This window comes from Bradyrhizobium sp. AUGA SZCCT0182 (assembly GCF_018130185.1).
Lineage (GTDB): Bacteria > Pseudomonadota > Alphaproteobacteria > Rhizobiales > Xanthobacteraceae > Bradyrhizobium.
The window spans coordinates 1-16,166 of sequence record NZ_JAFCLY010000081.1; the positions used below are offsets into that span (position 1 = coordinate 1).

At 63.9% G+C, this 16,166-nt stretch carries 13 protein-coding genes; 5 read left to right on the plus strand and 8 right to left on the minus strand.

Translation table 11 applies throughout. The features are described 5' to 3' along the window. Nucleotides 1-740, minus strand: a 740-nt coding sequence (locus JQ611_RS40700; RefSeq protein WP_212468766.1) for a tripartite tricarboxylate transporter substrate binding protein, incomplete at its 3' end; no start/stop codon positions are given. Between the two features lie 283 nt (nt 741-1,023). Here JQ611_RS40700 and JQ611_RS40705 point away from each other — a divergent pair. The 3 genes from JQ611_RS40705 to thrS all read left to right on the plus strand — a co-directional run bounded on the left by JQ611_RS40705 (nt 1,024) and on the right by thrS (nt 4,859). Beyond that, nucleotides 1,024-2,211 (plus strand): CaiB/BaiF CoA-transferase family protein, encoded by a 1,188-nt coding sequence (locus tag JQ611_RS40705; protein WP_212468767.1) that lies wholly within the window; start codon nt 1,024-1,026, stop codon nt 2,209-2,211. A 168-nt stretch (nt 2,212-2,379) separates the two neighbouring features. Next, nucleotides 2,380-3,417: a transglycosylase SLT domain-containing protein gene (locus tag JQ611_RS40710; protein ID WP_212468768.1), complete on the plus strand. Its 1,038-nt coding sequence runs from the start codon at nt 2,380-2,382 to the stop codon at nt 3,415-3,417. A gap of 251 nt (nt 3,418-3,668) precedes the next feature. Further along, entirely contained in the window at nt 3,669-4,859 is a 1,191-nt protein-coding gene (thrS, locus tag JQ611_RS40715) for a threonine--tRNA ligase (RefSeq protein WP_212468769.1), read from the plus strand. Between the two features lie 13 nt (nt 4,860-4,872). Here the strand turns inward: thrS and JQ611_RS40720 are convergent, their stop codons facing one another. Beyond that, entirely contained in the window at nt 4,873-6,105 is a 1,233-nt protein-coding gene (locus JQ611_RS40720) for a caspase domain-containing protein (protein WP_212468770.1), read from the minus strand. A gap of 295 nt (nt 6,106-6,400) precedes the next feature. On the opposite strand from JQ611_RS40720, the gene JQ611_RS40725 reads away from it, so the two are divergent. Further along, nucleotides 6,401-7,570, plus strand: a complete 1,170-nt coding sequence (locus JQ611_RS40725) for a DUF2336 domain-containing protein (RefSeq protein WP_212468771.1) — start codon at nt 6,401-6,403, stop codon at nt 7,568-7,570. 180 nt (nt 7,571-7,750) lie between these two features. Here the strand turns inward: JQ611_RS40725 and JQ611_RS40730 are convergent, their stop codons facing one another. The 5 genes from JQ611_RS40730 to JQ611_RS40750 form a co-directional block, all read right to left on the minus strand. Further along, nucleotides 7,751-8,329: an Hpt domain-containing protein gene (locus JQ611_RS40730; RefSeq protein WP_212468772.1), complete on the minus strand. Its 579-nt coding sequence runs from the start codon at nt 8,327-8,329 to the stop codon at nt 7,751-7,753. 27 nt (nt 8,330-8,356) lie between these two features. After that, nucleotides 8,357-8,902, minus strand: a complete 546-nt coding sequence (locus JQ611_RS40735; RefSeq protein WP_212036134.1) for a response regulator — start codon at nt 8,900-8,902, stop codon at nt 8,357-8,359. Nucleotides 8,903-9,197: 295 nt separating this feature from the next. Then, nucleotides 9,198-9,977 carry an NAD kinase gene (locus tag JQ611_RS40740; RefSeq protein ID WP_212468773.1) on the minus strand — a complete coding sequence of 260 codons (780 nt, stop codon included), beginning with the start codon at nt 9,975-9,977 and terminating at the stop codon, nt 9,198-9,200. A gap of 122 nt (nt 9,978-10,099) precedes the next feature. Next, nucleotides 10,100-12,253 (minus strand): adenylate/guanylate cyclase domain-containing protein, encoded by a 2,154-nt coding sequence (locus JQ611_RS40745; protein WP_409411340.1) that lies wholly within the window; start codon nt 12,251-12,253, stop codon nt 10,100-10,102. A 25-nt stretch (nt 12,254-12,278) separates the two neighbouring features. Continuing rightward, entirely contained in the window at nt 12,279-12,941 is a 663-nt protein-coding gene (locus JQ611_RS40750; RefSeq protein WP_212468774.1) for a hypothetical protein, read from the minus strand. A 328-nt stretch (nt 12,942-13,269) separates the two neighbouring features. On the opposite strand from JQ611_RS40750, the gene JQ611_RS40755 reads away from it, so the two are divergent. After that, a complete protein-coding gene (locus JQ611_RS40755; protein WP_212468775.1) occupies nt 13,270-14,865 on the plus strand; it encodes a S10 family serine carboxypeptidase-like protein in 1,596 nt (531 codons plus the stop codon). Between the two features lie 261 nt (nt 14,866-15,126). Here JQ611_RS40755 and JQ611_RS40760 read toward each other — a convergent pair whose 3' ends face one another. Continuing rightward, nucleotides 15,127-15,543 (minus strand): cupin domain-containing protein, encoded by a 417-nt coding sequence (locus JQ611_RS40760; protein WP_212385488.1) that lies wholly within the window; start codon nt 15,541-15,543, stop codon nt 15,127-15,129. Nucleotides 15,544-16,166: the final 623 nt, after the last annotated feature.

Below are 16,166 nucleotides of genomic sequence, written 5' to 3' on the forward strand. Positions count from 1 at the left end.
CCGACGGCGCCCTGTTCAGTCATTGTGGGCGTGTCCGGATAGGGTGGCAGGCGGCTGCCTACCACGCCGATCAGGTTGCCGGTTCCCGCCTGTATGACGGGTGCTGCTGCGGCATAGCTTCCTGCGGCGCCATCCAGCGTCTGCCCCGCGATGTCATTCCACATCGGCGCCTCGCCGCGGTATTGGACGACCTGAAATTGAATGCCGTATTGCTTCGCCATTGTCGCTATGAGGACGTGCGGCGTCGAACCCACGCCGTACGATCCCCAGTTCAGGCTGCCGACCTTTTTTGCGTACTCGATGAACTCTCGAAGACTTTTTGCTCCCGTCTTCTTCGCCGCCACCACCGGACCCCCGGCGCCGCTGACCATCGTAAGATAAATGAAGTCTCTTTCAGGATCGTAGGGAAGGTCTTTCACCGTAAGACGGTTTTGGATCAGTGACGAAGAAATCGTGCACAGGATGGTGGTACCGTCAGGTTCTGCGCGTTTCGCTTCCGCCACGCCGATGACGCCGCCTGCGCCGGCCTTGTTTTCGACGATGACCGTCTTTCCCACTTGCCGCGCCAAATAGTCGCCGAAAGCGCGCGCGATGCCGTCCGTCTGGCCGCCCGCCGCATACGGCACGAGAATGCGAATCTGGCGGGTGGGCCACGAGGATTGCGCCTCGGTCTTCACGGACGGGGCGCAGAACATCGTCGCCGAACCAGTCACGAACATTCGCCGTGTCAGCTTTTTCATTTTCCTGCCTGTTGTTTTCTTGTCTATCGTTCGACTGCGAAGACTAAGCGGGGGTGAGAAGTAGCACGGGACCCCCCGTGGTTTGGTGGACGAGTATAGCGGCAATGTCATTCAGGCGAAGCCCGTTGAGGTCAGGCTGATATTCCGCACGGTGGACTGTGTCCGCTTGGCAGGACGCCGAACTCTGGACGATCACTCTTGCTGGCCGAGGCATGCTAGCGGTTGCCGCCTTGCCGCGGAAATCATTCCCTGTAATCTGGCGGAAACATAAAGGGAAAGTTCGATGGGAGGAGTTCTGGAGGGCGTGCGCGTCCTGGATTTCGGGCGCTATATCGCGGGGCCGTATTGCGCGACATTGCTGGCCGAGTTTGGCGCCGAGGTCATTCGCGTGGAAAAACGCGACGGCAGCGAAGATCGCTTTGTGGCACCGGTCGGCGAAGGTGGCGAAGGCGCACTGTTTCTGCAGATCAACCGAAACAAGAAGGGCATCACGCTCAATCCGATGAAGCCGGAGGGACAGGAGGTGATGCGTCGGCTGGTTGCAACTGCGGACGTGGTCGTCGCCAACCTGCCGCCGCAGACTCTGCGCGCCATGAAGCTCGATTATGATTCATTGAAGGCGATCAAGCCCGACATCATCCTCACGACGGCAACGGCATTCGGTGGGCCGGGGCCTTGGTCCGACCGCGTCGGCTTCGACGGTGTCGGGCAGGTGATGTCGGGTTCGGTGTACATGACCGGCGCCGGCGATCCGCCTTACCGGGCCGCGGTGAATTGGGTTGATTTCGGAACCGCGCTGCACTGTGCGTTCGGGACGCTTGCTGCTCTGATTGAACGCGGAAAATCCGGGCGCGGGCAGATCGTCGAGGGCGCGTTGCTTGCAACCGCGTTGTCTTTCACCAACGCAACCTTGATCGAGCAGGCAGTGATCAAGGCCAATCGCGTTCCGACCGGCAATCTCGGCCAGACCGCTGCGCCGGCCGACATTTACCGCACCCGGGACGGCTGGGTGCTGTGCCAGGTCACGGGTCATCCGCTGTTCATTCGCTGGGCAAGGCTGATGGGCGAAGAGGACCAGTGGCTAAGCGATCCGCGCTTTGCCGACGACATCAAGCGCGGCGACAACGGCCCTGTCATCAGCGAACGGATGGCGCGCTGGTGCGCCGAGCGCACCACGCAGGAAGCCGTCGACACGCTGGGCGGAGCGATGATTCCGGCCGGACCGGTGCTCAGCCCGCAACAGGCGCTGGATCATCCGCATATTCGCGCCGCCGGCTTCATGCAGGATGTCGATTATCCCGGCCTGCCGGTACCCGCACCGGTCGTACGAGCTGCTGTCCGGCTGTCGGAAACGCCGGGTGAAATCGTGTCACGTCCGCCGATGCTTGGCGAGCATACCGATCTTGTCCTGGCCGAACTCGGCTATGACCCGGCTGCAATTGCGGCGCTTCGACAAAGCGGTGTCATTTAGCGGATAACATCGGCGAATTCGCCGGGATTCCGGGCCTGCGCCAAGGGGTACGACCCACTTAACCTCCCATTAACCATACTTGTCCCAGTGTGGCGCAGTATTGGGCGCTGATTGCGATTTTCGCACAGGCCGCGCGGTCGTTTCGCGGGGAGCGGGGCACCAGGAAACATGTCGGTCGACACATTGAACGCCACGGCAGGTGTCGATCCCACGCGCACGAAGATCGCGGGCTCGATCAAGCAGGCTGCCTCGGCCACCGGCGCCAGCTTCGAATATCTGCTCACCACCGCCAAGATGGAATCCAACTTCAACCCGAAGGCGGCGGCGACCACCTCGTCGGCACGCGGGCTGTTTCAATTCATCGACCAGACCTGGCTCGGCACCGTCAAGGAAGCCGGCAGCCAGCTCGGCTACGGCAAATATGCCGACGCCATCACCAAAAATCCGTCCGGCAGCTATTCGGTCAGCGACCCGACCGCGCGTGCGGAGATCATGAAGCTGCGCGACGATCCGCAAGCCGCGTCGTCGATGGCGGGGGTGCTGACCCAGTCGAACAGTTTCAAGCTCACCGGCAAGATCGGCCGCCGCCCGAGCGACGCCGAACTCTATATGGCGCATTTCATGGGCGTCGGCGGGGCGGGAAAACTGATCTCGAGCGCCGAGGACAATCCGCAGGCTTCCGCGGTGCAGATGTTTCCGGCCGCCGCCGAGGCCAATCGCTCGATCTTCTACGATCGTTCGGGCCGCGGCCGCAGCGTCTCCGAGGTCTATTCGGTGCTAAACTCGCGCTACGCCAGCGCCGCCAGTTCGCCGGCCACCCGCACCGCGATGGCGGCGGTCGGCGGTGATCTGCCGCGCCGCGTGACCGTCGCGAGCGCCACGCAAGCGACGTCCGCGACACAGGCTGCACCTGCGATCGATAACGCGGCCTATCTGTCGAGCTTCCCGGATACCCGCAGCGTGACGCCGGTCGCCGCGACATCGCAGACTGCCTCCGCGCAGCCCGAGCCGATCTTCCGCTCGCTGTTCCAGGCCGGTGAACGCAGCCAGCCGATTTCACCTGCGGTCCAGGAATTGTGGGGCAGGGGTTCTTCACTCACGTCGGTCGCCTCAGCGACGCCATCGGTATCGGGACAGAAGCCCGAAGTCCGCGCACCGGGCCGGCTCGATCTGTTCAGCGATCGCAACGGCACGTTCAGCAGCTAACGCTGCTTGGGGCGCGCCAGGCGGCTGGCGTTGACGCCTGAGCGATTTGCCGCCATATACAGCGCATGAATAAGCTTCGATCAGCCGCAATGACCCCCACCGCGACCGCCTACGGCGAGTCGCCTGCTGGTTGCGCGCGCTAGAGACAAGCGTACTTCACCCAGAAAAGGCCCCGCCGGCGACGGACGGGGCCTTTTCTGGTTTTTGATGGTCCCCGTCCACGCTTTTTCCTCTTCACAAGGAACATAGCCATGGACGATCTCGACCACAGAAATCTCGGCGTACAGCTCAAACTCTGGCACCTTCAGGAGGATGCGCCGGGCATGGTGTTCTGGCATCCACGCGGCTACGCGATCTACCGGGTGCTGGAGGACTATGTCCGGCGCAAGATGCGCCGCGCCGGGTATGCCGAGGTGCGGACGCCACAGCTGTTGCCAAAGGAGCTCTGGGACCGCAGCGGCCACTGGGACAAGTTCGGCGAGCACATGTTCAGGGTCGACGACGGCGAGCAGGCGATGGCGCTGAAACCGATGTCGTGCCCGTGCCACGTGCAGATCTTCAACAGGGGGCTGCGCTCGTGGCGGGAGCTTCCGGTCCGCTATGCCGAGTTCGGCGCTTGCCACCGCAATGAGCCTTCCGGTTCGCTCCACGGCATCATGCGGACGCGCGCCTTCGAGCAGGACGACGCGCATGTGTTCTGCCGCGAGCAGGACGTGGAGGGTGAAGTCGCGTGCTTCATTGCCCTGCTGGGCGAAGTCTACCGCGACCTCGGTTTTCCCGACTACGAGGTGGCGCTGGCGACGCGGCCGGCGGTGCGCGCCGGCGACGACGCGAGCTGGGACTGGTCGGAGGCGAAGCTCGGCGATGCCGCGCGGCAATGCGGCCTCGCGCCTCACATCAACCCCGGCGAAGGTGCGTTCTACGGACCGAAGCTGGAATTTTCGCTGCGCGACCGGCTGGGACGATCCTGGCAGTGCGGCACAGTGCAGCTCGACAGCGTGCTGCCGCAGCGGCTCGAGGCGTCCTACATCGCGCCCGACGGCAGCCGCGCGAGACCCCTGATGATCCACCACGCCATCTTCGGATCGCTCGGCCGCATGATCGCGATCCTGCTCGAGCACCATGGCGGCGTGCTTCCGTTCTGGCTGTCACCGGACCAGGTTGCGGTCGCGCCAATCTCGAAAGACCAGGCCGGATACGGCGCTGATGTGCTGGCGGCGTTTTGGAATGCCGGGGTCCGGGCCGTTGCCTATGACGGCGCCGACACCCTTTCGCGACGCATCGTGGCGGCGCATGAAATGGCAGTGCCGGTGATGGCCGTCGTCGGCGGGCGCGAGATGAGGGACGGCCGGGTAAGCTTGCGCGAGCGCGACGGCTCACAGGCCGACGTTCCGCTGGCCGAGGCGGCGTCCCGCCTGCAGGCGAGGGCCTGGCCACCCTAAAAGCAGACATCGACTACCTCTGCGCCGACAGCGTCTTGCCTTGCTCATAAAATATCTTGCCGCCATCGGCACCAAACCTGATGCCGTATTCGAACGATGCGGTGCCCGAGGACTTCTTGCCGTTCGCCGGATTGGAGTGGCTGAATTCCAGCGCACCACTGATCTGGCAGCTTGATCTCGCCTGGTCGCACGAGGTTCGTATCGTATCCATCTGCAGCCGGTACGATCGGTTAGGCCAGTTCTTGACGTATCTCTCCTTGTCCTTGAGGACTTCGTCGCGAGCCGTTGATTTTCCATAGTAATCAATTCGCTCGTCGAGCGACCGGCGGGCGTAGTTCATAAAATCGGCCGTGCTGCCCTGCGACTGCTTCATGTCCTCGATGACAAAGGCGGTCGCGCGCTGCTCCAGTGCGGGATCGATCGCTACCGGCCGCGGCGGCGCAGACGGGGCCACGACGTTTTGCGGCGGCGGCGCGACCGGCGCGTTCGGCGTCGTGCTTGCGAAATAGAACGAGCCGTCGATCGGCGAGGAGGAAACCCAGGGCTGCTGCGATCCGCCGGTCGCGCGTTTCACCTGCAGGCCGACCTGATTGAAGGTCTGGAAGATGTCGAGCCCCGGCTTCTGGATCGCCTGCGCCAGCGCCGACGTATATGGGCTGTTGCTGCCGGTGCCATCGAGCGCGACGTTGCCGGGCTGGGTGGCGTAGGACAGCAGCGTTCCCTCGGGCGCGCGCAGTTGTGCAAGGCCGCTCTCCGTACTGCGCAATCCGCGCCCGCCAAACGGATTGTTGCGGCAGGCATCGAGGATCACGAGGTTCAGCTTTGTCCCGGATCCCTCCATCTGCCGAAGCACCAGGTTGACGTCGACCATCTGGAAATCGACATCGGCTTCCCTCACCGGATTGGCTGACGTCGGAACCAGATAATTGACGTTGCGGACCTGCACGCCGTGGCCGGCGTAATAGAACAGCGCGACATCGGCGCCCGTCAGCTCGTTACCAAAAGTCTGGATCGCGCGATCGAACGCCGGCTTGTCGAGATCGATCTGCGCGCGCCCGCCGACCAGGATGAAGCCGACCTTGCGCAACGTCTCGGCGATCAACGCCGCATCGTTCCTGGGGTTGGCGAGCGGGCTGACGCTTTGGTAGTTGGAATTGCCAACCACCAGCGCGATGCGCTTCTCCGCCCGGCAGTTCACGGTCGAAACGACCAGCAGCAAAATCGAAAAAACAAAAATTGAGCGCATGCCTACGCCTCGCCCAGTGGAAATATCAGGAGGTAGTTAGGCAAGGATTGGCGCCTCTTGTCGAGATGGTTCGCATCAAGAGAACGCGTCAAATCCGGGCGGTTTCGGCGCTCGCGCCAGCGGTGCGCGGCGAGGCCGGTTATCTAACATCCGGCCGCCCGCGCGCGTTCCCTTAACGAAACGTCAATAATCCCAAACGTTTATGGTGAACCCTTTGTTAAGCGTCATGGTTTATTTTCTATGACAGTGGCACCGCGTCACGGTGTCGTTTCGGGTTGCGTAGGCCGGCTAGACCATGATCGTTCGGCAGTTCATCAGTTGGATACGTACCGCTCCGGCAGGCGAGCGGGCAGAGGCGACGCGGTCTTTGGCGCGGGCCTGGTTGATTTCCGATCTCTCCGAGGACGACCGCGCCGCCGCCGAAGGCGCGCTGCTGATGCTGCTCGACGATGCATCCCCGCTGGTCCGCCAGGCGATGTCGCAGGTGTTTGCGCGCAGCTCCGAAGCGCCCGCCGCGATCGTGCAGGCGCTCGCGCTCGATCAGCCGTCGATCGCGCTGCCGGTGCTCGAACATTCCCCGCTGCTGATCGACGCCGACCTCGTCGACATCGTCGCGACCGGCAACAGCGAGACGCAATGCGCGGTCGCCCGCCGGGTCAATCTGCCGCCTTCGGTATCCGCCGCGATTGCCGAAGTCGGCTCGCCGGCCGCCGCCCTCGAGCTGATCGAGAACGCCTATGCGGAGCTGGCGCCATTCTCGTGGGACCGCATCGTCGAGCGTCACGGCCATCTCGCCGCGATCCGTGAATCGATGCTGGTGCTGGAGGGCTTGCCGTCCGCCACGCGCATGGCGCTGGTCGCCAAGCTTTCCGACACGCTGGCGCAATTCGTCGTCGCCAAAAACTGGCTGAGCCCGGACCGGGCAGGGCGGCTCGCCAGCGAAGCGCGCGAGCGCTCGACCGTGAACATCGCGGCGCGTTCGCGCGGCGAGGACATGCAGGGCCTGGTGCAGCATCTGCGCGCTACCGGCCAGCTCACCGCGGGCCTGATCCTGCGCGCGCTATTGTCGGGCAATCTCGAACTGTTCGATGCATCATTGGCCGAATTGTCCGGCCTGCCGCACGCCCGCGTCACCGCGCTGCTGCACGACCGCGGCGGCGCCAGCCTGCAGGCGCTGTTGATCCGGGCCGGCCTGCCGGAATCCACCTTCGCCGCCTTCCGGATCGCGCTCGAAGTCAGCCACGAGACCGGCTATGTCGACACGTTGGGTGGTGCGGCGCGCCTTCGCCGCCGCATGGTCGAGCGCGTGCTGACCCATTGCGAGACCGACCGCAAGGCCGCCGAGCCGCTGCTGATCCTGCTGCGCCGTTTTGCAACTGAATCGGCGCGTGAAGAAGCCCGCCAGTTCTGCGACGAACTCGCCGCAGAGGACGCGATCACGCACGACGATCTGATCGCGGCGTAAGCCACGCTCCAGCAACACATCCTATGTCGTCCCTGCGAACGCAGGGACCCATACTCCGCGGCTTATCCATGGAGCGATGTGGTCGCTATCTTTTCCAACAAATCAGGACGGTGGCTATGGGTCCCTGCGCCCGTGCGCAATTGCGCACTAGGCAGGGACGACGAGTCGATAAAGCTCGCATTATTCCGTCGGAATAATGCTCGGCGTCAAAATCGCTTCGAGATGCTCGGGTCGGTCGCGGTTGGCATAGGTGAGGAATTCGTCGGCGATGCCGCGCAGGGAGCGGCTGAGCACGCCGGCGGTAGCCGCGGTGTCGAGCTTGGTGCGCTCACGGACGATGGCCTGAATGGCGTTGATGTGATGCCTAATCAGATCCGACGGCACCTGGTCGAGATCGGGCGCGTGTTCGATGATGCGGCACAGGCTCTCGGCGGCGGCGCCCGCGGAGGGAAAGCCGAATGTCGCGGCGTCGCCCTTGATGTCGTGGGCGGAGCGAAACAGTTCTTCGCGGGCGTCGTCGGTGAAGCCGCTGCGCAGGATGGCGGCGTGGGCGGCGGAAAGCCGGTCGGCTTCGATCGTCATCCAGTTCTTGAATTCACCCGATAGCCCGGCCAGCGCTTTCTCCGCACGCCCGACGGGATCGTCGAGGTCGGATTCGGGAACGCGCAGCAGCACCTTGCGCAAGGGATTTGGCTGCGTGATCACGTGGTGATCGGCGAAGCTCGTGACCTCCAGCTTCCCGGGTTTTTCCTTCGCCATGATCGATTCCTCGCGGTGTGTCGCGCGTTAGACGCTGGATCGCGCCTTGTCGAGCAGCGACGGCTGCTGCATCACTTCCATCTCGCCGCCAATGCGGCGTTCGGGACCGATATAGGCATTGTTGGTGTTGCGCCGGCGGTCCGGTCCGAAATAGGTCTTGGTCTTGATGAACGGCCGCGGGTTGGCGACGACGTTGAGGATGCGCTGATAAAGCCCTTTCGCCGAGATCGGCTTGGCCAGGAATTCGGTAACGCCGGCGTCGCGCGCGACCGTCACGCGGCGCTTGTCGGAATGGCCGGTCAGCATGATGATCGGCGCGTAGGGGTTGCCCTTGGAGTCCGGCTGCCGGATCATCTGTGCCAACTCGAGCCCGTCGAAGATCGGCATCGCCCAGTCGGTGATGACGATATCGGGGACATAATGGGTGTACATTTCGAGGGCGGTGGCGCCGTCCTCGGACTCATAAGCCTCGCGCGCGCCGAACGAGTGCAGCAGCGTCCGCAGGATGCGGCGCATATGCGGGTTGTCGTCGCAAATCAGAAACCGCAGCTTGTTGAAGTCGATGCGATACATGGTCCGGCCCTAAGCGCATACCGGGCAACACGGTACACCCGGCGTTAACCATATCGCGGGGCCGGTTAACGAATGGTTGCGAAGGGGCGCGGCAGGGGATCTGGCGGCAGCTTATGTCACCGCTCTATCAACACCTCGTCCCGGCCTTGAGCTCAGATGCGCAATTGCGCATCGGGGGACCCATACGCCGCGGCGCTCATTGTTAAGGAAGGTGTCTAACGCCTGCGCTCTCACCGAAGGGCCGCGGCGCATGGGTCCCGGCGTTCGCCGGGACGACAGCCTAATCGGGACGACTTCAATGCCCGAACTGCTCGCGCAGGATGCGTTCTTCGAGGCTGTGGCCGGGGTCGAACAGCATCCGCATCGAGATCGACTTGTCGGACAGCACCTCGACGCGGCGGACGTCGCGCACTTCGTCATGGTCGGCCACGGCTGCGACCGGACGCTTGCCGCCCTCGAGCACTTCGATCACGACGAAGGCGGTGTTGGGGAGCAGGGCGCCGCGCCAGCGCCGCGGCCGGAACGCGCTGATAGGCGTCAGCGCCAGCAGCGCCGCGTTGATGGGAAGGATCGGCCCCTGCGCCGAGAGGTTATAGGCGGTAGAGCCGGCCGGCGTCGCCACCAGAATGCCGTCGGCGATCAGTTCGGCCATGCGTTCGTGCTCGTCGATCAGGATGCGGACATGCGCGGCCTGATAGGTCTGGCGAAACAGGTACACTTCATTGATGGCGTGATGCAGGTGCACCTGATCGTGGATATCGGTCGCGCGCATCAACAGCGGATTGATCAGCGTCTCGCGCGCCGCGGCCAGCCGGCCATGCAGGTCGTGCGTGGAGAATTCATTCATCAGAAAACCGACGGTGCCGCGATGCATGCCGTAGATCGGCTTGCCGGTCCGCATGTACCGGTGCAGCGTTTCCAGCATCAACCCGTCGCCGCCGATCGCCACCAGGATTTCGGCCGTGTCCGGGGCGTGATTGCCGTAAAGCCTGACCAACTCCGCCAGTGCCGCCTGCGCCTCCGCGGAAGCGCTCGCAACGAAGGCGATGCGGTCATATCGCTTGGGGCTGGCCATCGGATTGCGGGCTCATGGTGGCGCCGGATTGCGCCGCGCTCGTCTATACACCTTGGCGGCGCTTGTCGAGATGGAAGGGCGCCCCGCCAGGGATGGTAACCCAAGCCGAAGGGCCGGAGCGGCTATTTCTCCTGCAGGGTTCGGATCGGATCCCAATCCTTATCAGGCGGATTTTCAGCCAACTTCCGGGCGCGCTGGCTGAACAGCTGTGCCGGCCGGTCGATCTCAGCCGAACGTTCGAAGCATTTTGCGGCAAGCTCGAATTCCCGGGCGCGCCAATGCGCAAGTCCGTCGGCGTAATGGGCGATCGGCGCCTGCCGGGAAGCGCCAAGTCCGGTCGAGAGCGCCAGCAATTCGTAGATTTTCAGCGCCTGGTTGCGTCCCTTCACTCTGATCGCATCGAGTTCGCGCCAGGCGAAAGCGTCGCCGGCAAGGGCCACCGTCGTCTCCGAAGCGATGACGGTCGTGCCGTAGAATTTGTTGGCGCCCTCCAGCCGCGAGGCGAGGTTCACCGCATCGCTCATGACCGAGTAATTGAAGCGCCGCCGCGATCCGAAATTGCCGACCAGCGCCTCGCCGGAATTGATGCCGATCCGCTGCGCCAGTTTGTGTTCGTGGAAGAGCGCCGAGGAGGCGTTGAGCTCGGCCAGGCGGGTGCAGCAGTCCAGCGCGGCGCGCGCCGCATTGGCGGCATGGTCAGGATCGTCGGCCGGCGCGCCAAACACAGCCACGACGGAGTCGCCGATATATTTGTCGACATATCCGCCATGGCTTTCGATGACGTCGGTCATGACCGAGAGATATTCGTTCATCAGCTCCATCAGGCTGTCCGGCGACATCTTCTCGGCGATCAGCGAAAACCCTTCGATGTCGGAAAAGAACACCGTCACCTCGCGGGTCTCGCCGCCGAGCTCCGGCAGTTTGTTCGACGACAGCATCCGGTTGATGACGTGCGGGGCGAGGTACAGCGCAAAGCTCTTCTGCAGCAGGCGGCGATCCTTGTCGGCGACGACAAAGCGGAAACCGATCGTCGAGGCCAGCGCCATCAGGCTGGCGAGGAACGGCTCGGCGACCGGGAGCGCCAGCGCGTGGTTGAAGGCGAGGGTGGCGCCGGCGATGCCGGCCACGACCATGACCGCCCAGGCCGTCGCCGCGACGAGCGGTCTGAGCTGCCACGCGGCGAAGGCCGCCAGCGCCGCGAACACGGCCGCGATCAGGAAGCGCGACAGCGGCCCCGGTTCGACCACCGCATTGCGCGAGATCAGATTGTTGACCGCGGTGGCGTGGATATAGACGCCGGCGATCGTGCTGGTCCGGAAGGCGGCGGAGACCGGCGTGCTCTCGGCCGCGCAGCGCGGCGTGCGCGCGCCCTCGATGCCGGTCGCAAAGCGCTTGGATGTCATGCGCCGGTCCTCGATATCGAGAACGGTGCCGAAGATGACGACCTTGCCGTCGAACCAGCGCCGAAAATAGTCCTTGTCGTCCTTGACCGCGCAGTTGCGCAGGTCGGCAAATGAAAAAGTCGGAATGTCGGCCGCGCCGCCCTCGAAATTCAGGGTCAGCGTGTTCGGCACCCGGCCTGGGATCCGGTAACCGCCGAGTGTCATCCGGCCATTCTTGTCGAATTCGGGAGCCGCGCCCATCGCGCGCGCCGCCAGTTCGACCGCCATCGAGGGCACCTTTGCTCCGTTGATGGGAAATGTCAGCGGCATGCGCCGCACCACGTCGTCATGGTCGGTATGAACGTTGAGGGGGCGGATGTTCTGCTGCTGCCGCACCGCGATGCGCTGCCCGGCCGAGGGCCTGACCGGCTGGTTGCCGCCGAGCGTTTCGCCCAGCACCACCTTGCCGTTGACTGTCGCGCCGGCCAGCGCGCGCAGGAAGTCGCGGTCGAAGCCGCGCACCTTCGTGCCCAGCATGTTGTCGCCAAACGGGATCTCCGACTGCTCGATCGATGTCGGGATCACCACGTCGAAGCCGGCGACCTTGGCGCCGCCTTCCAGGGTCGCGGCCAGCACGCGGCCGATCTCCCCGGTCCAGGTCAGCATCGGCGAGCCCTTGAACGGGGCGGTGCGCAGGCTTTCCTCGTCGATCGCGATGACGACCGTCGGAGATGCCGCCGGATCCTGCCTGCGGCCAAACACCTCCCAGCGCAGCGCGGTGAGGATATCGAGCGAGAGCCCGCGGATCGGCCTGACTGCGGGAGAAACCGAGGCCGCCGCGCAGACCAGCGCGATGGCGGCGATCACCATCTGGTTGCGCGTGCTGCGCCTGATTCTCAAGCGCGGAGGTCCGGCACGCCTAGTCCAGCCGCAGCAGCCGGCCGACGATCGGCGTCGCGCCGGGCTGGGCCTGGGCGTCGACCCGGAACACGATTTCCGACGATTTGAACGAGGCGGCGTAGAGGCCGCCGGGGACGAGCGCGACGTTCTCGCCGGCGAAATCGACGAACTTGCCCTTGAGCTGGGTGCCGCCGAGCGCGATCTGGTGACGCTCGCCGGCGACGTCGAGCCGGCGCACCACCAGCGTGCCGCGGCCCTTGGCCTGCACGAACGGCGAGGCGCCGTAAAGCGTGAGCTGCGGCGCGGGCAGCGAAGCGGTTGTGGCGCTGCGGAGCAAGGTGGCGGCGACCGCGCTGGTGTCCTTGGTGGTGGCGTTGGCCTGGTTGGAATCGCAGTTCGTCTTCTCCGCCTTGAGGACGGCTTGATCGACGATGCTCTCATCGTTGCCGACGACAACGGTGCCGGCGCCGCTGATGGTCTCGCGCCGGCAGGACTTCAAATAGCTGAGCACGACGGAGCCGCCGTCTGCGATCTTGATGACGGACCGGGCCGTCACATAGTCCATGAATTCGGCGCCGGTCACCTTGCCCTTGATGTCCTCGACCACCGCAACCGGTGAATCTGCCGCGGCGGGAGAAGCCAGCGTCAGCAGGCCGAGGCAGGCAATAATCGCACGTTTCATTTTGGTCCCCATTGGAAAGCGCAGGTTCTTTAGTCTCGCCAGCGCCAAAATGGTTTCATGGATGAATCAAAAAAATTGGCCGGATCCGCCGTCGGAACCGACCGATATCACCTAACGGTCGGCGAGGACAACCATGGCGATGCGGCGGATCAAGCCCCATGCAGATTGCTTTCACGCAATACTGTCGGGATTGTGATGCCAGCGGATTTCGTCCTGTTGTAGCACAACCCTTCTGTCGCCATCCCAGGCTGAAATCCGTGGCCCAACGGATCGCGTGGCACCGGGAGCAAGTGACACCGGGAGCAAGTGACAGAGGGAGCAGGACGTCATGGCTTTTCGCTTCACCGCGCGGCGTCATATGCAACTCGTCATCACGCTTGTGATGCTGGCTTGCGTGGCCGGCGCACGCGCCCAGGACGCTAGCCCGACGGCCGCGCAGCAACAACCCGCCGCGACGCCGACGCCGGGTCCAACGCTGCCGCCACAACCGCCGCAGGGACAGAAGGGCGGGGGACGGCGCGGCGAAGCCGCCACCCCGCAGCCGGTCTCCGATCTGCATCGGCTGCCGCCGGATTCCACCACCAGACAGACGTTGGCGCTGCCGGGGCGCACGCTGGCCTTCACCGCGAACGCAGGTTCGCTCCGGCTGTTCGACGAAAAAGGCGAGCCGCAGGCCGACATCGCCTACACCTCCTACCAGCTCGACGGCACCGATCGCGGCACGCGGCCGGTCACGTTCCTGTTCAATGGCGGGCCGGGCGCTTCCTCGGCGTGGCTGCAGTTCGGCACTGCCGGACCGTGGCGGCTGTCGATTACAGGAGATGGCGCGGTGGCTTCCGCTTCGCCGGACCTCGTGCCCAACGCCGAGACCTGGCTCGACTTCACTGATCTGGTCTTCATCGATCCCGTCAGCACCGGCTATAGCCGCTTCGTCGCGACGGGGGAGGACGCGCGCAAGCGGTTCTTCAGCCTGGATGGTGACGTCAGTTCGATCGCGCTGGTGATCCGGCGCTGGCTCGAAAAATATGACCGGCTGCTGTCGCCGAAATATGTCACCGGCGAAAGCTATGGCGGCATCCGCGGCCCGAAGATCGTCCGCAACCTGCAGACCCAGCAGGGCGTCGGCGTGCGCGGGCTTATCCTCGTCTCTCCCTTGCTCGATTACCGCGAGTTTTCCGGCTCCAGCCAGCTGCAATACGTCCACAGGTTACCCACCATGGCCGCGGTGGCGCGTGAAGCGAAGGGCCCGGTGAAATGGGCCGATCTCGCCGACGTGGAACGCTACGCGCGCGGCGAGTTTGTGAGCGACCTGCTCAAGGGCCAGGCGGACACAGAGGCCACCAACCGGCTCGCCGACAAGGTCGCGTCGTTGACCGGCATCGATCAGACCGTGAGCCGCCGGCTTGCCGGACGCTTCGAGGTCGGCGAATTCCGCAGGGAGTTCGACCGCCGCAACGGCCGGGTGACTGGACGCTATGACGCGTCGGTGTCGGGCTTCGATCCCTATCCGGATTCGGACTCCTCGCATTTCGGCGATCCCTCCGGGGATTCGCTGATGGCGCCCCTGACCAGCGCCGCCGTCGATCTCACCACGCGCAAACTGAACTGGCGGCCGGACGGCTCGTACCATCTGCTCAACGACAGCGTCTTCCGGTCGTGGGATTTCGGCCGCGGACCTGCCGAGTCGGTTTCCCAGTTGCGGCAGATTCTGGCGCTCGACCCGAAAATGAAACTGCTGGTCGGCCACGGCCTGTTCGATCTCGCCACGCCGTATTTTGCCTCGAGGATCATCCTCGACGGGTTGCCGGCTTTTGCTAGCCCCAACAGGGTGAAGCTCGTCGTCTATCCCGGCGGCCACATGTTCTATTCGCGCGACCCGGCACGGCAGGCGTTTCGCGGCGAGGTGCAGGCGGTGATGAAGTGAGGGGAGTCATCGCTCCTTGCCGTAGTTGCAGGACAGATCGCACCGTATGAGCCGGTATTGACCAAAGCCGCTTCGTGCCTAGATAAACGACATGCGGTGGCGCCTCGCGCTGTTCGCTGCCCTCTTTGGGCGTTTCCTCCCTAGACTTGGGCCGCTTGTTCATTCAAGCGGCCCTTTTTTCTTCGCGTGGATGTGCCACAAGGCATGCCGATTGCGTCGGCTCGCTCGCCGGAGCGGATGATGCCTTCGGCTCAATCGGCCCTACCGCTTCACCGGTTCAGTGACTGGCTTACCCTTCTCGATCACGAATACGTTGAAAGTCTTTGCGGGCGCGCTTCCCTTGTTATTCGCCTCGTGAACGACACCGGGCTCATTGTGGTAGGATTGTCCAGCGGTATATGTCTTTGCTTCACTGCCTTCCTTTCGGCCGACGACTTCGCCTTCGAGTACGGTCGTGTATTCGTCGCCAGGATGTGTATGAAGACCCGTGCCTGAGCCCGGCGGCCACTCGACAATAAGCGTGAGAACTTCTTTGTCCGCCTGTCCGGTCAGCGCCGCCTTCTGCAGCGGAGTAACTTTCAGCTTGGGCGGCTCTTGCGCGCGAGCGGCTGTATTGGTCGCGCAAAACGCGATGGTTGCGATCAGTGCAAGCGGCGTAATAGTGCGGATGAGCTTCATTGGAATTCCCCTCGATATGGTCAAACAATAAAGTCTATCAGGTCCGTTTCGTTGAACCCCGCAGTGCTGTCGCCAAGCCAAACCATGAGTGGCTTTGCCATCGGATTATAACTCTGCCAGTGCGTTCGGCCATCAGTTCAATCTTGCAGGCCGCGTGCGACAAAACAACCCGACGGGCAAATCAATCCTGATTTTCGGAAATCGTGTCAAGCTAAAAATTTCTGATAATCGAAAATACTTTCCTTTCTTTCGACCCAAATCACCGGCACATTCTCACCCATCCCGTCCCACTCAGAGGGGCGTCGGCCGTCGTCACGACGAGGGGCGGGGATGCGGTGGACGTGACAGTTGCGATTGACGGTCGTGACTGAAGCGTACGGCGAAAGCGTGTGGTCCTGGCGCCCGTAACGGCGTCAAGCCTTTCGGGAGTCAACGCATCCGAGGGGCGACGGTGGCAATAGAGGCCGTCTCACCGGGGAGAGCGCGTTATAAGCCGTAAAGCCATTGCGCAGGGAATGTCGGATGTTCTCCGCTGCCCTGTATGCTCATGTGCAGCATTCTTATGCACAATCGCACATGAGACCGCGGGTGCAGCGCGCATCCGGCATTCCCTGCGCCCTCTG

Coding starts and splice junctions, on each gene's coding strand:
- JQ611_RS40705 (WP_212468767.1), top strand. CDS start 1,024: ATGGGAGGAGTTCTGGAGGGCGTGCGCGTCCTGGATTTCGGGCGCTAT.
- JQ611_RS40710 (WP_212468768.1), top strand. CDS start 2,380: ATGTCGGTCGACACATTGAACGCCACGGCAGGTGTCGATCCCACGCGC.
- thrS (WP_212468769.1), top strand. CDS start 3,669: ATGGACGATCTCGACCACAGAAATCTCGGCGTACAGCTCAAACTCTGG.
- JQ611_RS40720 (WP_212468770.1), bottom strand. CDS start 6,105: ATGCGCTCAATTTTTGTTTTTTCGATTTTGCTGCTGGTCGTTTCGACC.
- JQ611_RS40725 (WP_212468771.1), top strand. CDS start 6,401: ATGATCGTTCGGCAGTTCATCAGTTGGATACGTACCGCTCCGGCAGGC.
- JQ611_RS40730 (WP_212468772.1), bottom strand. CDS start 8,329: ATGGCGAAGGAAAAACCCGGGAAGCTGGAGGTCACGAGCTTCGCCGAT.
- JQ611_RS40735 (WP_212036134.1), bottom strand. CDS start 8,902: ATGTATCGCATCGACTTCAACAAGCTGCGGTTTCTGATTTGCGACGAC.
- JQ611_RS40740 (WP_212468773.1), bottom strand. CDS start 9,977: ATGGCCAGCCCCAAGCGATATGACCGCATCGCCTTCGTTGCGAGCGCT.
- JQ611_RS40750 (WP_212468774.1), bottom strand. CDS start 12,941: ATGAAACGTGCGATTATTGCCTGCCTCGGCCTGCTGACGCTGGCTTCT.
- JQ611_RS40755 (WP_212468775.1), top strand. CDS start 13,270: ATGGCTTTTCGCTTCACCGCGCGGCGTCATATGCAACTCGTCATCACG.
- JQ611_RS40760 (WP_212385488.1), bottom strand. CDS start 15,543: ATGAAGCTCATCCGCACTATTACGCCGCTTGCACTGATCGCAACCATC.